General features: G+C 56.4%; 13 protein-coding genes. 6 read left to right on the top strand and 7 right to left on the bottom strand.

Features of this window, described 5'->3' with window-relative positions; translation table 11 throughout:
* Positions 1-2 precede the first annotated feature (2 nt).
* The 6 genes from ACZ495_RS03870 to ACZ495_RS03845 all read left to right on the top strand — a co-directional run bounded on the left by ACZ495_RS03870 (position 3) and on the right by ACZ495_RS03845 (position 6748).
* Positions 3-779, top strand: coding sequence for a ParA family protein (locus tag ACZ495_RS03870; RefSeq protein WP_407844300.1), 777 nt, complete (start codon positions 3-5; stop codon positions 777-779).
* Positions 773-1510, top strand: a complete 738-nt coding sequence (locus tag ACZ495_RS03865) for a chemotaxis protein CheW (RefSeq protein ID WP_012625007.1) — start codon at positions 773-775, stop codon at positions 1508-1510. The genes ACZ495_RS03870 and ACZ495_RS03865 overlap by 7 nt, the downstream gene beginning before the upstream one ends.
* Positions 1511-1772: 262 nt before the next feature.
* The gene (locus ACZ495_RS03860; protein ID WP_012625008.1) at positions 1773-2141 is read left to right on the top strand and encodes a response regulator; all 369 of its coding nucleotides are present in this window, start codon (positions 1773-1775) and stop codon (positions 2139-2141) included.
* A 64-nt stretch (positions 2142-2205) separates the two neighbouring features.
* Entirely contained in the window at positions 2206-5298 is a 3093-nt protein-coding gene (locus tag ACZ495_RS03855; protein ID WP_464262647.1) for an Hpt domain-containing protein, read from the top strand.
* 205 nt (positions 5299-5503) lie between these two features.
* Positions 5504-5713: a 50S ribosomal protein L28 gene (gene rpmB, locus ACZ495_RS03850; RefSeq protein WP_012625010.1), complete on the top strand. Its 210-nt coding sequence runs from the start codon at positions 5504-5506 to the stop codon at positions 5711-5713.
* Between the two features lie 57 nt (positions 5714-5770).
* On the top strand, positions 5771-6748 hold the full coding sequence (locus ACZ495_RS03845; RefSeq protein ID WP_464262646.1) for a rhomboid family intramembrane serine protease: 978 nt from the start codon (positions 5771-5773) through the stop codon (positions 6746-6748).
* A gap of 476 nt (positions 6749-7224) precedes the next feature.
* On the opposite strand, the gene ACZ495_RS03840 is transcribed toward ACZ495_RS03845, so the two are convergent.
* The 7 genes from ACZ495_RS03840 to ACZ495_RS03810 all read right to left on the bottom strand — a co-directional run bounded on the left by ACZ495_RS03840 (position 7225) and on the right by ACZ495_RS03810 (position 15549).
* On the bottom strand, positions 7225-7413 hold the full coding sequence (locus ACZ495_RS03840) for a rubredoxin (RefSeq protein WP_012625012.1): 189 nt from the start codon (positions 7411-7413) through the stop codon (positions 7225-7227).
* 26 nt (positions 7414-7439) lie between these two features.
* Positions 7440-7979, bottom strand: a complete 540-nt coding sequence (locus ACZ495_RS03835; RefSeq protein ID WP_012625013.1) for a bacterioferritin — start codon at positions 7977-7979, stop codon at positions 7440-7442.
* Positions 7980-8232: 253 nt separating this feature from the next.
* Complete coding sequence (locus ACZ495_RS03830) at positions 8233-8643, bottom strand: Fur family transcriptional regulator (RefSeq protein WP_012625014.1); 411 nt, start codon at positions 8641-8643, stop codon at positions 8233-8235.
* 1141 nt (positions 8644-9784) lie between these two features.
* The gene (locus ACZ495_RS03825; protein WP_464262645.1) at positions 9785-10816 is read right to left on the bottom strand and encodes a glucokinase; all 1032 of its coding nucleotides are present in this window, start codon (positions 10814-10816) and stop codon (positions 9785-9787) included.
* A gap of 10 nt (positions 10817-10826) precedes the next feature.
* Positions 10827-12293: a D-glycero-beta-D-manno-heptose 1-phosphate adenylyltransferase gene (rfaE2, locus tag ACZ495_RS03820; protein ID WP_464262644.1), complete on the bottom strand. Its 1467-nt coding sequence runs from the start codon at positions 12291-12293 to the stop codon at positions 10827-10829.
* 42 nt (positions 12294-12335) lie between these two features.
* Positions 12336-14300, bottom strand: coding sequence for a glycosyltransferase (locus ACZ495_RS03815; RefSeq protein WP_464262643.1), 1965 nt, complete (start codon positions 14298-14300; stop codon positions 12336-12338).
* Positions 14301-14367: 67 nt separating this feature from the next.
* The gene (locus ACZ495_RS03810; protein ID WP_464262642.1) at positions 14368-15549 is read right to left on the bottom strand and encodes an ABC transporter permease; all 1182 of its coding nucleotides are present in this window, start codon (positions 15547-15549) and stop codon (positions 14368-14370) included.
* Between the last annotated feature and the right edge of the window lie 163 nt (positions 15550-15712).

Here is a 15712-nt window from a genome sequence, read left to right as displayed (position 1 = left end):
GCATGCGCGCCAAGGTTCTTGCCATAGCCAATCAAAAAGGCGGCGTGGGAAAAACCACCACTGCGGTAACCCTGGGCAGTGCGTTGGCGCGCGCGGGCAAAAAGGTTCTGCTGCTGGACCTTGATCCGCACGCCTGTGCAACCCTGCATGCCAGGATTTATCCGGAGGATGTACAGTACAGCCTGCATGATCTTTTTCTGGCCGATGAAGCCCGGTGGCCCGCCCTGTGGCCGCACATGGTGCGTGTGCAGGCCTTGCACGGCATGGACGTGGTTCCGGGCAGCATACGCCTTTCAGAGCTTGAAGTGGACTTCAAGGAGCGCAGCGCCAAGGGCAGCGTACTGACCAAAAGCCTTGTTCACGTGCGGGACGGCTATGATTTTGTGGTACTGGACTGTCCGCCGCATGTGGGCATTTTACTGGTCAACGCCCTGGTTGCGGCAGACCTGCTCATAATTCCCATTCAAACAGACTTTCTGGCTCTGCACGGGCTGAAGCTGCTGTTTGATACACTGCACACGCTGAACAAGGCCCTTGGCAGGCCGGTGCTCTACAGGGCGCTGCCCACCATGTATGACAGGCGGGCCAAAGCCTGCACCAGGGTGCTTGAACTTTTGCAGCATAAAATGGGGCACGCCATGTTTTCTTCCGTAGTCGGGGTGGATACGCGCTTCAGGGAAGCAAGTGCACAGGGCTGCACAATCTACGATATTGACAAAAACTCCAGGGGCGCGCGCTGTTATGAATCTCTGGCACAGGAAGTGTTGCACCTATGGTAAAAACGCCTGAAGAGTATTTCACGGACCTGTGCTTTGCGCCGCCCGAGCAGGGAGCGGCCGCATCCCTCAGTGATGCGGAGCGGGCCTTTGTGCAGAAATATCTTGGCGGCGAAACGGTTGCCGCCCTGCCTGTGCAATCCCCTCCGGCGGCCATGCCCTGCACGGGTACGGAGCCGTTTCGTGCACCCGCAGAAATGCCTTCTGCCGCCGCAGCCGCCACAGCCGGGCAATACCGGGATCACGCAACCGAAGTCCCCAAAGCAGCCGTACCGCTAAAACTGCGGTTGGCAGCACAAGACAAAGTGCAGATGGTGTCATTTTATGTGCGCGAGCAGATTTTTCTTTTGCCGGTTTGCGTTATTGTTGAGGTCTTGCGGCATATGCCTCTTACACGTCTGCCCATGGCTCCGCCTTTTGTGGCCGGAGTTGTCAACCTGAGGGGAAGGGTCACCCCGCTGCTGCACCTTGACGCCCTGCTCACGCTGGAACAGCAATACCGCTATGCGCCGGGAAACTTCATTGTGGTATGCAACGGAAAAGACATGCAGCTTGGCTTTATTGTCGACAAAATCCATACCATGTACATGGTTGATCAGCAGAAAATAAACTGGAATGCTGAAAACCAGCTTGGGGCCAGCGCTGATTTTCTTTGTGGGCTGGCAGAAGTCGGTGAGCACCTGCACGGCATCATCGACCCGGAAATAATTGTAGAAAAACTGCTGGGCATCTAGACATCCACGACCACTGGCAAGCGCTTGCCCTTGCAAATAATGTAAATAACATCTACGATATTTTGAAATTTTTTCTAAATTGCACTTTTGTGCCGATGCGGATCAATGCCTCAGATGCCAGCCACATGGGCCGCACGAACAGCCGCACCGCACTCTGGTTTTCAGGTGGCTGTCTGCAGCAACGCTGAAAACCGGCAGAAAAATCCATGCTGCACTGCCCCGCAAGGCGGCAGTCAACATTTGACGGACAGGGACAGATATTATGAAAAAACATATCATGGTCGTCGATGACTCCAAAACCATCCGCAACCTGGTGGCCTTTGTGCTGAAAGGGGAAGGCTTCAAGGTCAGCACCGCCGAAGATGGCCTTGACGCCATTGAAAAGCTGTACAGCCTCGACCCGGTGGACTTGATCGTCTCTGATGTCAACATGCCGCGCATGGACGGTTTCACTTTTATCAAGACCATCCGCGCCCAGGATGCTTACAAAGACATCCCGATCATCGTGCTTTCCACCGAAGGGCAGGAAAAAGACATACAAACCGGTATGAGCCTTGGGGCCAACCTTTATATGGTCAAACCAGCGCAGCCGGAAAAAATGGTTCGCAATATAAAGATGCTCCTGGGCTAGCCGATAAGAAAGACAGTATTACCCAAAAGGGTACAGCGCTTTCAGCCAAGCAAGGGTATGGGGTATGAGCCAGGATTTTTTTGACCCGGAATTATTTGCTGACTTCATTGCAGAAGCCAAAGAGCACCTCGAAACTATCGAGCCCAATCTTCTTGAGCTTGAAAAAGCTCCGGGGAATTTGGCGCTGCTCAATGACATCTTCCGCCCCATGCACTCGCTCAAGGGCGCTTCGGGTTTTCTTGGCCTGAACCGCATCAATCAGCTCGCCCACAAGTCTGAAAACATTCTGGATGAGCTGCGCAAAGGCAGTATGGTCGTCACGCCGGAAATTATGGACGTTATTCTGGCTTCCACAGACGCCCTGCGCCAGATGATTGATAACCTTGAGAGCAGCAATAGCGAAGGCGAAGTGGAAACCGGGCATATCATGGCCCAGATTGACGCCATCATGGCCGGCGAAAGCCCTGTGCCGGCACAGCCCGGGCAAGCTGCTCCGGCGTCCCCGGCTTTTCCGGCAGAAGAGGTCACACCTGCTGCCGCCGCAGGCCTGTCCGAAGCAGAGAGCCTTTCGGCGTGGGAGACATGCCTGATGTCCCGTTCTGGTCCGTCATCCGCGACGCAATCTCAGGATAGCGCGACCGTCAATGCAGATGGTATGAGCGGCAAGGAATGGGTCGCAACCCTGCCTGCGCTGCCGTCCTATGCCCTTACAGCCTTCGGTGAAAGTCATCTCAAAGATTTCATCGATGAATCAATTGAAATAATTGAAAATCTTACAAACGGCCTGCTTGAGCTTGAAGAAAATCCCACAGGCCAGGGCGAACTCGTCAACGATCTCTTCCGCTTTTTCCACAATATGAAGGGCAATAGCGGCATTATCGGCTATAGCGACCTTAATGCCCTCACCCACGAAGCAGAAACACTGCTCAATAACGTGCGTCAGGGCAAAATCACCCCCACGCACGAGCTTATTGACCTGTTGCTGCTTGTTGTGGACGTGATGGAAGCGCTCGTACATAATATTGACGTTGCCTCCGGTCAGGCATCGCCATTTGAAACAGATTCCGTTGTCAAGCAGTTGCAAAACGCTCTTGCCGGCGGTCCCATTGCCCTGCCGGCGGAACTGCTGACCGCCCAGGGCCGCGAACAGGCAGACTCCGGCAATCCGGAGCATGCACATGATGCTGCCGATGTTGCGGATGCGCCCGTGGAAGTGGTGACTCCTACCATTATTCCCGTAGGTTCTGAAGGAGATGATGCCGAAGCTTTTCGCGTCACCGTGCAACAGCAGATCGAAATTATCCATGCGGCCCTGGAAACCCTGAAAAAAGACGGCAGCCACAAGGATTCCATTGATGCCCTGTACCGCTGCCTGCTGGCCATAAAAAATGCCTGCGGCTTTATGGGGCTGGCGGATATCAAGACCTACGCCGAACGCACGGCCGGTATTGTGGATCAGGGGCGCAGCAGCGGTATAGACTTCGACCTTATGGTGGACCTTCTGGATCAGGAAGTAAGCATCATTCAGGACATGGTGCGCCAGGCCCTGAACGATGGCAAGGTTCCTACTGACGCCAGTTCCGCCACCACGAAACCCGCTTCTGATGAAGATGTAGGCAGTGCCGCGATCATCGCAGATAAACCTGAAGCTACGCCGACCACAACCAGCGCTCCCATCGCGCCGGCTCCGGCACAGGCTGAAGTTCAGGGCGCCGCGCCAGCAGATGCAAAAACGACAGTTCCCACGGCTACGGCAGTTCCGGCATCCGGCGAACAAAGCACCGAAGCAGCCTCGCGCCCCGCTCAGCCCAAGCCTGCGCCTCCGATGACGCAAGCTGCCCCCGCACGCGCCGCGGCCCCGCAGGCGAAAGGCGCGGCTTCCGCCGCTGAGGGACACAAAAGCTCTTCTACCATCCGGGTTGACCACGAACGCCTTGATCACCTCATGAACCTCATCGGCGAACTGATCATCAACCGTAACCGTTACACGCTTATTGCCCGTTCGCTTGAAGACAGCGGCGACAACGTGGATATTTCGCATGTGGCGCAAAGCCTTTCTGAAACGACCTATGCCATGGCGCGCATTTCTGACGACCTGCAAGACACCATCATGAAGGTGCGCATGGTTCCTGTTTCATCAGTATTCTCCCGCTTTCCCCGTCTGGTGCGCGACCTTTCGCGCAAAAGCGGCAAAGAGGTAGACCTGGTCATGGAAGGAGAAGAAACGGAACTGGACAAGAGTGTGGTAGAGGTCATCGGCGACCCCCTTGTTCACCTTATCCGCAACTCCGTTGACCACGGCATAGAATCGGAAGACGTGCGCCTTGCCGCAGGCAAACCCGCCAAGGGAAAAGTGACGCTGCGGGCTTTTCACAAGGGCAACTCCGTCGCTATTGAAATTGAAGACGACGGCAAGGGCATTGACCCGGCCAAGATGCGCGAAACAGCCATCCGTAAAGGCGTTATCACCCCCGAAGAGGCCGCGCAACTGGATGACCGCGAAGCCGTAGAGCTGATCTTTGCCCCCGGTTTTTCCTCTGCCGACCAGATTACCGACATTTCCGGACGTGGTGTGGGCATGGACGTGGTCCGTACCAACATCAAGAATCTCAAAGGCAGCGTCAGCACCTACTCTGAAGTGGGCAAAGGCACACGGTTTACTCTGAGCCTGCCCCTGACGCTGGCTATCATTGATGCACTTATGGTGAATGTTTCCGGCCAGATGTACGCCATCCCCCTGGATGCCGTGTCGGAAACCACCAAGATTGAGGCTCACCGCCTCACCGATGTGAAGGGCCGCAAGGCTGTCACCCTGCGCGGCGAAGTACTTGGCGTAGTGGAAATGGCCGAAATGCTCGGCCTGCCCCGCACAGATCCCCTGCCGGACGTGCTTTCGGTGGTGGTCATACACGATAATGACCGCCGATTGGGCCTTGTGGTGGACCGCCTGCTTGAACGCCAGGAAATAGTCATCAAACCCCTGGGTGCCTATCTTGGCGATCTCAAAGGCATCTCTGGCGCCACAATTATGGGCGACGGCTCTGTAATTCTTATTCTTGATCCGCATGAAATCTACCTGATGGCCACTTCAAAGGCCGTATCCGTGGTTCCTGCGGGAGAAGGCAAACCGGTGGCCACGCCTGCGGGCAGAATCTGATTTTTTACAGGCGTCAGCCCGCCTGGCCTGATGCGGGTTGACGTCTGTTTTGTTTTGAGAAAAAATCTTGCCTTTTGATGCTGCATCAGCTATAGGACTTCTTCGCGCGGTTACGCCCTCATCATACGCTGTACATCTTCCGGCGCTGGGCTTTATTTTTGCCGCATGTGAAGTGAACTGTTTTTTTGCATATACGGAGGATAGTATGAGCAAGGAATGCATTTTCTGCGGCAAAAAGCCCCAGGTTGGTAACCTCGTCAGCCATTCCAATATCAAGACCAAGCGTCGCTTCAACCCCAACCTCCAGCGTGTGCGCCACCAGTTTGCCGACGGCAGTGTGCGGACTCTTACTGTGTGCACCCGCTGCCTGCGCTCTGGTGTTGTGACCAAACCCCTGGTGCGTAAGCAGGGTTAATCAGCAGCCGCTTTGAGCTCAAGGCCCCGCAGTCTCTGTTGGGGCCTTTTTTACTATATGCGCTCTCCCTACAGCAGCAATCCGCCCGTCACCAACGGGCGCTGGCTTATCCGCAGAAGGCCCAACAGCCTGTCACGGTACTGGCGAAATATCAGCCGGGCCGGCGGGGCGGACAGCTATACGCGTTTTCGCGACAGCCTCCTGGTATTTAATGCCAGAAATATCCCACACAAAACCATTTCCCTGTCCGGCAGGGAGCATATTTACGTGCCTCCGCTGCTGGAAGGCATAGCCCTGGCAGAGCTGGCAGAGTTTTCTGCCGAGAGCCATAAGGCTGTTCCTGCCCCTACCCCGCTGCGCGTGTATCGTCACAGCGCCCTGGCCGCCCTTTTCCTACTGCCCCTGCTCGTCTGGCATGGCTGGCGTGCTGGCTGGTGGCCGGCCCCGCTCTTTCTGCCCCCACCGGACACCTGGGCCCCCGCAGGCATGCTGGACAATGTGCTGGTGCGCATTTATGACCAATATTACAGGCTGGCCACAGCGCTTACCCTGCATGTAAGCCTGGCGCATGTGTGGGGCAACGTGGCCTTTGGCGCACTCTTTCTTTCCCTGCTTGCCAGGCTCACCGGTATAGGCAGAGCACTATGGCTCACTGTGGCAGGAGGAATCGCAGGCAATGCCCTTACCGTAGTGTTGCGCCCCCGGGCTGTCACCAGTATGGGATTTTCCACAGCTCTCTTCGCCGCAGTGGGCGCGCTGGCAGGCTTTATGGCCATGCATTCCGGCCAGCGCCGTAAGGCGGCCTTGCCTGTGGCCGCGGCAGTCGCCATCTTGGCAATGCTTGGCACTGAAGGCGAAAATACTGACTATGCCGCTCATATAGCCGGGCTGTGCGGTGGCCTTGTACTAGGGGCCTGGGAAGCGTGGCGGACGCAAAAACGCTGGCCGGCTCTGCCCCAGCTACCGGCAGGCGCTCTGGCCGCTGCTCTGCTTGTTGGTGCATGGTACTGGGCTTTTGTGGTATTGCCTGTATGACAAGTCCCATGACACGTGATGCGCTTTTTTATGCGGCGCGCCCCCAGGATACATCCGCCTTGAAAACTTGCGAGCAGCAAAGTATCTCCGTTGCCTTCACCCGTTACCTCCTTCATCGCAACGGCTGAAGCTGGTTTGCCGTACGTATTTTGTGCGCTGTTTTTACAAAACTATGCAGTGCGATAAACATTTTCAATAAATATCTGCTCTACCCGCAGTCTTTAGAGCATTTCACACTTGAAATGCTCTACAATGAGTTGGAGACAAATCCTTGCCGTCAAATGATTGTAAGGAGGCTTTGCCAACCGTTAAGCAATCATTTGAAGCGGTAATTACTCTAGCGGCAAACGGAGCGCACCCCGTAAAGGATATTTCATACGCGCCCTGTAACAACGAAAGTAAATAACAAAGCCCCGGCCTTTTGGCCGGGGCTTTGTTATTTACTTATTGTCTTCGCCCGGTACGCATGAAGCTGCTTATGCTTCATCGCTCAGGCGGCGAAAACTTTTTTTACCCGCGCCACAGACCGGACAACGCCAGTCTTCGGGCAGATCTTCGAACTTGGTTCCCGCAGGAACCTTGCGGCGCTTGTCGCCACGGTCGGGATCATACACATAGCCACAGTTTACCATCTGGCAACGCCACATGTCTTGCGGTTCAGCCATGATGCCTCCCTATTGTTTTCCGGTAGCTATTCAGCAGCCGGAGTAGCGGTAACAAAGCCCTTGCTGGCAGTTCCTGTGGACGATGGCGTACCGGCAATCTTTGCCAGATACGTGTCGCCCAGATTTTTGATATGGCTGCCGATATTTTCGTAATATGTCAGATGGGCCTGTTCTTCTTCAATAATGCGCTCGAAAAGACGGGCAGTGACGATATCGCCCTGTTCCTTACAGACCTTGAGAAATTGACTGTACGCCTCGATAGTGGCGTCTTCCTGGTCCGCATCGCTTTCGTAGATAACGGGCACAGCCTGTCCGGTAACAACCTTGCCTTCTTTCTGGGTGGTAGGTTCGCCGCCCAGTTCTTTGATGCGCTCGGCGAAGTTTTCCGCATGGCGCATCTCGTCGATGGCAATAAGCTTCATGTTGGCGGCAAGCTCACCATAGTCCATGTCATCCAGGCTATAGTGCTGGTTCATGTATTGGTGGATGGCGTGCAGCTCCATGGCGCGAGCCTTGTTGAGAACCTCGATGACCTTGGCCTTGCGGTCTTCTCTATTTCCAGCCATTCTGAAACTCCTTGTGTTATAGAGTACCAGAGATTTATAAACGTATTTGCGCAAACACTCAAGCTTGGGCATGTCGGCAATATCCGGACAAAGGCGCTCAAAAAGCGCGTTGCGTGGTCTGCCGCAAAAACTCCCGGCAGAATACGCCCGTGATTCCCTCGCGCGCAAGGCAGCCTGTCCTTGCGGCAAATGGACACAACAGCTCCAGAGTTTCCCAGGGGCCCCCAGTGCTGCTAGCGCGGAAAAGGCCGATCTACTGAATGTCGCCTCGCACACGTCCGGCACAGGCACTGCAAATGCCGTCGTACTCGATACGTGAGCTCAGCACAGAAGAAAAACCTTCCACGTTCATGCCTTCCACGGAAGGAGCCTCATGCATGTCCATCACATCGCCAATGCGGCCGCACTGGATGCAGCGCACATGCTGGTGACGCGAGATATCGCCGTCAAACCGCTTGGTCGATCCGGCAGCCTCAAGACGGCGAATTTCGCCGCTATCGGCCAGAAAGTCCAGATTACGATAAACGGTGCCAAGGCTGATGCGGGGCAGGCGTTCGCGCACAATGCTGTAAAGCTCATCCGCAGTGGGATGGGTCTTGGTCTTGCGCAACTCTTCCAAAATTACCGCGCGTTGGCGGGTCATTCTTGTTTGAACTTGGGCCATATCAGTCTCCATATGATAGTAAAAATTACTGTTACCGAAGGATGCTGTCAAGCCCAAATCCAACCAGGAGGCTAAAATATATGCTGCCTGGGGCTTATGCCAGCAGGACGGCCGGATCCGGGGTTCACCGGGTAGTGCCGATGTTTACTCCTGATCATCAAACGGCATTGCTGCTATTCCAAACCGGGAAACATGAAGCTTTGGCTGGCGTTCAGACACACAGTCAGAAGGTCTTGCCTCCACAATGCAGCAGCCCAGTCCGAGTTTTCGTATCGGATAAGGGCTGCTGTCGGAATATCTCCAAATTCAGCACTGCTGCCGCAAGGGCCGCTTTCGATTGCGGGCGTCCTTCATTTACCGCAAATGATCACTATTTTCCTTCGGTCCAAAAACCGGCAGTTTTTGGACAGGGCGCAGTGTTGCCGCACGCGCCCTGCTTCCGTCACCAGATCTGCACCTTGAGCCTGGCCTCACCCGACAACCGGATCCATCGCACGGCCGGCTTTCACCGGCTTGCGCGGCGGCGTGGGCTGCGGCTTCAAGGGCCTGCCGACTGGTGGCTATCAGAAATTTTTTACACGTCATCAAAACAGTCGAGCATATGCCCGGCGCCCCTGACCTTTCATGCGGCGGAAAGCGCGCAGGGCGCTCCAGACAAAATACTCAAACTGCCTGCACAAACAGTGCACAACCGTTCACAGGGCTACCCCCCACGGCAACGGCAACTCCGTTACGCGCAGCCGGATGGACTGCATGCCATAGAGGAAAAAACTTCAGCCCGGCAAATCGCGCACAGACCAGCTAGCACATTTCACCCAAGCAAACCTGCAAAGCCGCCACGCCTTATGCCGCACCACGGTCACGCCATGAACGGATAACCAAAGCACGGCATCAAGCATAAGCCGCAAAACCTGGCCTTGCCGCTTCACTTGCATCTGCACTACTGCCTACGTATCGAAGGAATTTACTAAGTTATAAAACTTACTAAAAGAGGTCAAGCCGTAAACCTCCAACAAACACTAGTATTCATAGGGTTACAAGCAATGACCCGCTTTTCTTGAAAAATTTTCTTCGACCTCTTCTGAACATCAAAAACAGACGCTGGAACATATATACGTACCTGCAACAGGCGCACAGCAGTCTACATGCATTCACTGTCCTGCAGTAATGCCGCCCCGGCATACGCACCTCCCCAAAGGCCGCTGTCGGTATCTGTTACAAGCCGCACAGGCACACACTGCAGCAGGGACATGACATCCCCCGAATCAGCATACAGGGCTTCTGAAAAAGACTGACAACTTACGCAAAGAGGATTGGCGGCCGCCACCCCCCCGGCAATCCACAATCCTTCACGACAAAGGGTAGACAATATCCATCCCCGACAAAACCGCCCCAGAAAACGCGCATACCAATGCAAAGTGGGCGTATCACGCGAAAGCGCACTATCGCCCACCTGAGAAGGATGCAGCATCCGGCCTGTCAGATAGTAATGCAGCGTGGAAAGCCCCTGTCCGCAAAGCACGTTTTCAGCACTGGCAAAAGGCCGCTCCAGCCCTTTGCACAAAGCCCGTCCGTAATCCTGCTCTTCTTTGCCAAGAAAGGCGAAAGCAGCGTGTCCGGCTTCACTGGGAACAGCCACCGGTCTTCCCTGCTCGGAAAGCAGCAGACTGGCGGCTCCAAGACCTGTCCCGGCACCGATGACAGCGTGGATATTTCCGGAGTGTACGCCCTTTATCAAGCCGCCCTCTTCTTCACCAGAAGAAACGGCATCGGTGCTTCCATCATTTTTTTGTGCAGGCCCAGCCACATGTAGAGCCTGAACGCCAGGAGGGGTCAGGGTGGCGTACGCCTGAAGGATAAAGTCATTCAGCAGCAGGCAGCGCCCGGCAGCCGGCAGCGGAGAGATATCTGCAAGGTCAACGCGCAGCCGCCCATTGGTCAGGCTTCCCTTCTGCCCGTCCACAGGCCCGGCCAGCCCGATGACCACGGCTCCGGCCTGTTCCGGCGACAGGCGCAGGCCTTCGGCCAGAGCGAAAAACAGGTCCTGCCCGTTTTCCAGCCCCGAAGAACTGATCCGCGCAGAGCATTCAAGCGTAAGCGAGGTTCCCTCCAGCCTGAAGCTGCCCATCCGGCAGTTGGTTCCCCCCACATCGGCCACAAGAATTCGCTGCATGGCAAGTCACTCAACGTGAGGAGCTGTTCCCGCCGGAAGCGTCAATTTTGCGCACAATCCCGGTGGTACTGCACCCCTGCACAAGATCGGCCAGATAGACGCGGCCGCCCGAAGCCAGCACCACATCCGCCCCCACTACGGTTTCCACCGTATAATCACTGCCTTTGACGAGTACATCAGGACGCAGGGCGGTGACAAGATTCAGCGGTGTGTCTTCGTCAAAAAACACGACTGCGTCCACTCCGTGCAGAGCGGACAAAAGCAACGCGCGGCTTTGCTCGTTTTGTACCGGGCGGCTTGGCCCCTTGAGACGGCGTACCGAGGCATCGGAATTAAGCCCCACCACAAGGTGGGTTCCCTGAGCGGCACTTTGGCGTAAAAGAGAAATATGACCCGGATGCAGCAAGTCAAAACATCCGTTGGTGAAGACTATGCTTTCATTTTTTCGCCGCCAGTCTTCCACCTTTTCAAGAAGCTCTGGCAAGGCATAAAGCTTGGGATTATCCGCGCCCTGACGCAGCGCCTGACGCAATTCGGTAATACTTACAGGAGCCGTACCCATTTTTCCCACAGCAACGCCGGCCGCGGCATTGGCCGCATCCATGCTTTCTTCCCAGGACAAGCCGCTGCCGATGCAGGCCCCCAGAGTGGCAATCACAGTATCGCCCGCTCCGGAAACATCCGCAACTTCGCGCATGGCGGCTCGTATATAACGTGGAGGTGCATCCGGGCCGAACAGGGCCATTCCCTTGGCCCCACGGGTCAGCAGCACTCTTTCAATGGCATGGCGTTTCCGCAGCCGGTCTGCCAGTTCTGCCCTCAGCGCCCTGTCCAGCGGCACATGTTCGTCCCTGCCACAGGCCAGAGCAAATTCCTGCCTGTTGGGCGTTACGCAATGCGCACCCGCATAGCGGCCCCACTGCGTTCCCTTGGGATCCACAAGCACGGCAATACCCAGGCGGCGGGCTTCGTCGATAATAGCGCGGCACAGGCTTTCACCCTGCTCGTTTTCCAGCAAAACACCCTTGCCGTAATCAGAAAGGATCACTGCACGGCAATCAGACAGCGTATCAAACACCGCCTGGCGCAAGGCATCAAGCTCATCCGCGTCCGGGTGCATGCAGCGCTCTTCATCCAGCCGCAGCAACTGCTGCCCCTGGGCGAGCACTCTGGTCTTGCATGTGGTGCTGCGCGCTCCGGAAGATATCAGGCGGTGCTCAATGCCGGCCTGCTCCAGGCTCCGACACAGATCGTCGCCGGCTTCATCAATGCCGGAAAGGCCCACAAGGGTGGCCTGCGCTCCAAGATTCACCAGATTGCGGGCCACATTGGCCGCGCCGCCCGGCGCGAACCATCGTTTGTTCACGCCAAGTACAGGCACCGGGGCTTCAGGCGATATGCGCCCCACACTCCCGGCAATGTAGCGGTCAAGCATTACGTCGCCCACTACCAGCACATGCACCGTATCAAAATTCATGACATTTCCGTTTCAGGATGCGGACTCACAAGATGTTGTTGCTCACAGCTTGCGGCACGCCTTTTTAAAAAACGTGCTCATATGGGCCTCAACGCCCTCTTCGTCCAGAAATGCAGGCAGATCCCGGCGTGCTGCATCGCCCAGCCGCCGCCGCTCTGCAGGATTTGAGGCCAGCTCTTCAAGCACCCCGGCCAGAACATCCACATTGTTCTGCGCTACAACGCGTCCATTGCAGCCGTCAGTCACGGCCTCAGTCTGCCCTGGCAAGTCACTGACAACTACGGCCAGTCCAAAAGCCAGGGCCTCCACGAGCGCCGAGGGCAGCCCGTCCATATCTCCTTGCCGCGTTTTGCGGCCTGGCGCTACGAATACATGGGCCTTACTGTAAAAATCCGGCATGTTTTCATGGGGGACCCGCCCCGGAAAAAGCACGTTGCCCCGCAAACCAAGCCGCCAGGCCAGCCAGCGCAGACGCAGACGCTCCGGTCCATGTCCCACGATTCTGAGCGTGAAGTCGATACCCTTGCTTTTCAGTACCGCGCAGGCGCGCAAAAGAGTGTCATAGCCCTTGCGGCAGCTGATCGTGCCCACAGCCAGAATATTCAGTTCGACGGCAGCGTCGTTGCCCGCAGGAGCCTGTTCGGCATCCTCATCCGGGGGGGTCAACGTAAGCGGGTCACGCAGCACCACAAACTTGTGTTCCGGCACGTCAGGCATAAGCTCACGCATGGCCTGACGGGAAGCTTCTGTATCGCAGCGTACAAAAACCGCATCGTTGACTTTTGCTGCCCAGTTAAGGCCGGGGTTGGCAAGGTCGTGCGAGCGTACGGCAAAAGCATACGGCACATCAAGCAGACGCGAGGCCACCCATGAAGCTGTGGCCGGGCCGTGCGCTCCGGCGGCATAAAAAATCTCAATATTTTCTTCCAGGCCCCAGCGGGCCAGCAGAGCGCCGGAACCAAAAGAACGCAGATGGTCCCACAACCAGTGTCCCCAGCGGCCTCGCCCGGGCAATGTGCGCCAGAGACTCCAGAGATTGGCTGAAGCGCCGCGCATATGACGGAACATGGCAAGGTAGGCGCCAAACGTGCGCCAGGCACCGATACGGCGCACAGCCAAGGGCAGGGCGTAGCCCTCGGGACTACCCAGAAGACCGTTGTCACGAATGGCGTAAATGCGTGAAAGCAGCCCGGAAGCGTGCATGTGGTGTGCTTCGGTCATAAGACATTGCCCGGAAGCCTCGGGAAAACGCTCTGCCACCAACGCGCCGCGCACCACCGGCTTGGCACCGGACAGCAGGTTATATGTTTCCTGAACGGAAATACGCGGCACCTCACGCTTGCGGCAATGCAGAATGCCGTCTTCAAGCGTATACACACTGTCGCAAAACTCCGCCATCTTGGGGTCGTGGGTCACCATAACCATGGCTACGCCGCCCGTATGGCAAAGATTGCGGAAGTTATCCATGATAAGACGGCTGGTCTTGGCGTCCAGGGCGCCCGTAGGCTCGTCGGCAAGCAGTATGCGGGGGCTGTTCACCATGGCGCGCGCAATGGCCACACGCTGCTGCTCACCGCCGGAAAGGCGATTACTGCGGTAGTGCACCCTGGCCGAAAGCCGTACCAGTTCCAGAGCACGGATGACCCTTTCCCACCGTTCTTGCGGAGGAACGCGCTCATAAATAAGTGGAAATTCAACATTTTCAAACACTGTGGAGTGGTCGAAAAGGTTGCTCGACTGCATGACAAAGCCCATGGTTCCACGCCTGAAGGCTGCGGTCTGCTCTCTGTCCAGATGCAACACGTCTTTCCCGAGAATTTCCAGAAAACCGGAATCAGGCGCATGCAGCATGCCGAGCACATGCAGCATTGTGGATTTGCCACACCCTGAAGGTCCCATAATGGCAACCATCTCGCCCGGCTCCACTTCAATATTCACGCCACGCAATACCGGCGAGAAGCCAGCGTAGCACTTGTACAAATCTTTGGCGACAATAACAGGAGCCATGAATCACCCTGTCCATAAACGGCCCGGGCCGCCGCAGCAGCGGTCAGGGCTGGGCCGCCATCTGTTTTTACTCAAAGCGCAGAGCCGTGACCACGTCCATGCGGCTGGCCTGGATGGCCGGATACAGGCCCCCCGCCACGCCGATGACTGCGGAAAAAACAATGCTGCCCAGGCTGCTGGCTAAAAGCAGGGAATAAGAGATACCCGTACCCAACGACCAGGAGCCCCCTTCCACCAGCGCAATGCCTACGGCAATACCCAAAACACCGCCAGCCACAGACTTGCACAAGGCCTCAGCAAGAAACTGGGCCAGAATGTCCGTATCGGAACCGCCCATGGCCTTCTTCAGCCCCACCTCGCGGGTGCGGGCGCGTACTGCGGCAAACGTACCGTACCATATGCCGAAGCCGCCAAGCATGAGCGACGCGGCAATACCGAGCCAAAGCAGCACTTCAACCCATAAAAAAGTATCCTGGATACGCGCCAGCTGATCATCCTGCGTATGCACTACAAGGTAGGGCGCAGTCTGATATTCCTGAACAACTTCAGGAATTTCCTTGACCAGGGGCGGCACATCCTGCCAGCCGATGGCGCGTACAAAAAGCCGCGTAACCTTGTCACCGGCCCAGTTCCTGTCAATCATTGTGGTATAGGGCAAAAAGCCCCCTTGCGACCAACTGCCAAGCATGACCCCGCTGACCACTCCCACCACTTCAAAAACATCCTGCTGTAAAAAAAGCAGCTTGCCCACAGCCGCATCTGCATCTCCGTACAGATCCTGGGCGGCTTCGCGGCCGAGCATGCAGACACGCTTGTGGCCGGTCACATCGTCGGCATCCATGAGCCGCCCGGCGACCAGAGCCAGAGAGAAAACGTCTGAAAAATACTGGTCAATGCCGATAAAGCCTACATTGAGAACACGCTCGCCGGCGCCGCGCAGAGAAAAGCCTTTTCCTTCGCGTATGTTCTGGCTCACCATATAGACCCCGGGCAGATGGCTCAGGGCGTCTACGGTTTCAGGATAAAAACCGCGCATGGGCTGGCCGGGGTACTGGGCATCATCCATATAGACGCGGATGACGTTAACCCCGCCCATAAGTACCATATCTTGTCCGACTTTATAGCGTATTTCACGCCCAAGCACGGCCAGAACAATAAAGGCCGTGATGCCCAGGGCGATGGACAATATCACCCCGAAGCCGCGCTGGCGTACAACCTGACGCAGGCTGACGCGGAAAAGGTCGGACATGGCAATCATGGCAAAACCACTGTAAGAATATCCCTGTACAATTGCACCGGACACGGCATGACAAACCGCGCCGACACCGCCTCATGCGAACTGTTGTGCGCTTTCGTCCCCTATGGGAATGCGCCAGCCCTCTTACCCAAAAACGGGCGAATTATTATATAGG

Source organism: Desulfovibrio sp. GTC20076 (assembly GCF_055385905.1).
The sequence above is the reverse complement of the archived record's forward strand: the minus strand, read 5'-3'. Positions and strand labels throughout refer to the sequence as shown.

Bases quoted from the DNA above. Each gene is read 5' to 3' on its own strand.
- ACZ495_RS03870 (WP_407844300.1), top strand. From the start codon at position 3: ATGCGCGCCAAGGTTCTTGCCATAGCCAATCAAAAAGGCGGCGTGGGA.
- ACZ495_RS03865 (WP_012625007.1), top strand. From the start codon at position 773: ATGGTAAAAACGCCTGAAGAGTATTTCACGGACCTGTGCTTTGCGCCG.
- ACZ495_RS03860 (WP_012625008.1), top strand. From the start codon at position 1,773: ATGAAAAAACATATCATGGTCGTCGATGACTCCAAAACCATCCGCAAC.
- ACZ495_RS03855 (WP_464262647.1), top strand. From the start codon at position 2,206: ATGAGCCAGGATTTTTTTGACCCGGAATTATTTGCTGACTTCATTGCA.
- rpmB (WP_012625010.1), top strand. From the start codon at position 5,504: ATGAGCAAGGAATGCATTTTCTGCGGCAAAAAGCCCCAGGTTGGTAAC.
- ACZ495_RS03845 (WP_464262646.1), top strand. From the start codon at position 5,771: ATGCGCTCTCCCTACAGCAGCAATCCGCCCGTCACCAACGGGCGCTGG.
- ACZ495_RS03840 (WP_012625012.1), bottom strand. From the start codon at position 7,413: ATGGCTGAACCGCAAGACATGTGGCGTTGCCAGATGGTAAACTGTGGC.
- ACZ495_RS03835 (WP_012625013.1), bottom strand. From the start codon at position 7,979: ATGGCTGGAAATAGAGAAGACCGCAAGGCCAAGGTCATCGAGGTTCTC.
- ACZ495_RS03830 (WP_012625014.1), bottom strand. From the start codon at position 8,643: ATGGCCCAAGTTCAAACAAGAATGACCCGCCAACGCGCGGTAATTTTG.
- ACZ495_RS03825 (WP_464262645.1), bottom strand. From the start codon at position 10,816: ATGCAGCGAATTCTTGTGGCCGATGTGGGGGGAACCAACTGCCGGATG.
- rfaE2 (WP_464262644.1), bottom strand. From the start codon at position 12,293: ATGAATTTTGATACGGTGCATGTGCTGGTAGTGGGCGACGTAATGCTT.
- ACZ495_RS03815 (WP_464262643.1), bottom strand. From the start codon at position 14,300: ATGGCTCCTGTTATTGTCGCCAAAGATTTGTACAAGTGCTACGCTGGC.
- ACZ495_RS03810 (WP_464262642.1), bottom strand. From the start codon at position 15,549: ATGTCCGACCTTTTCCGCGTCAGCCTGCGTCAGGTTGTACGCCAGCGC.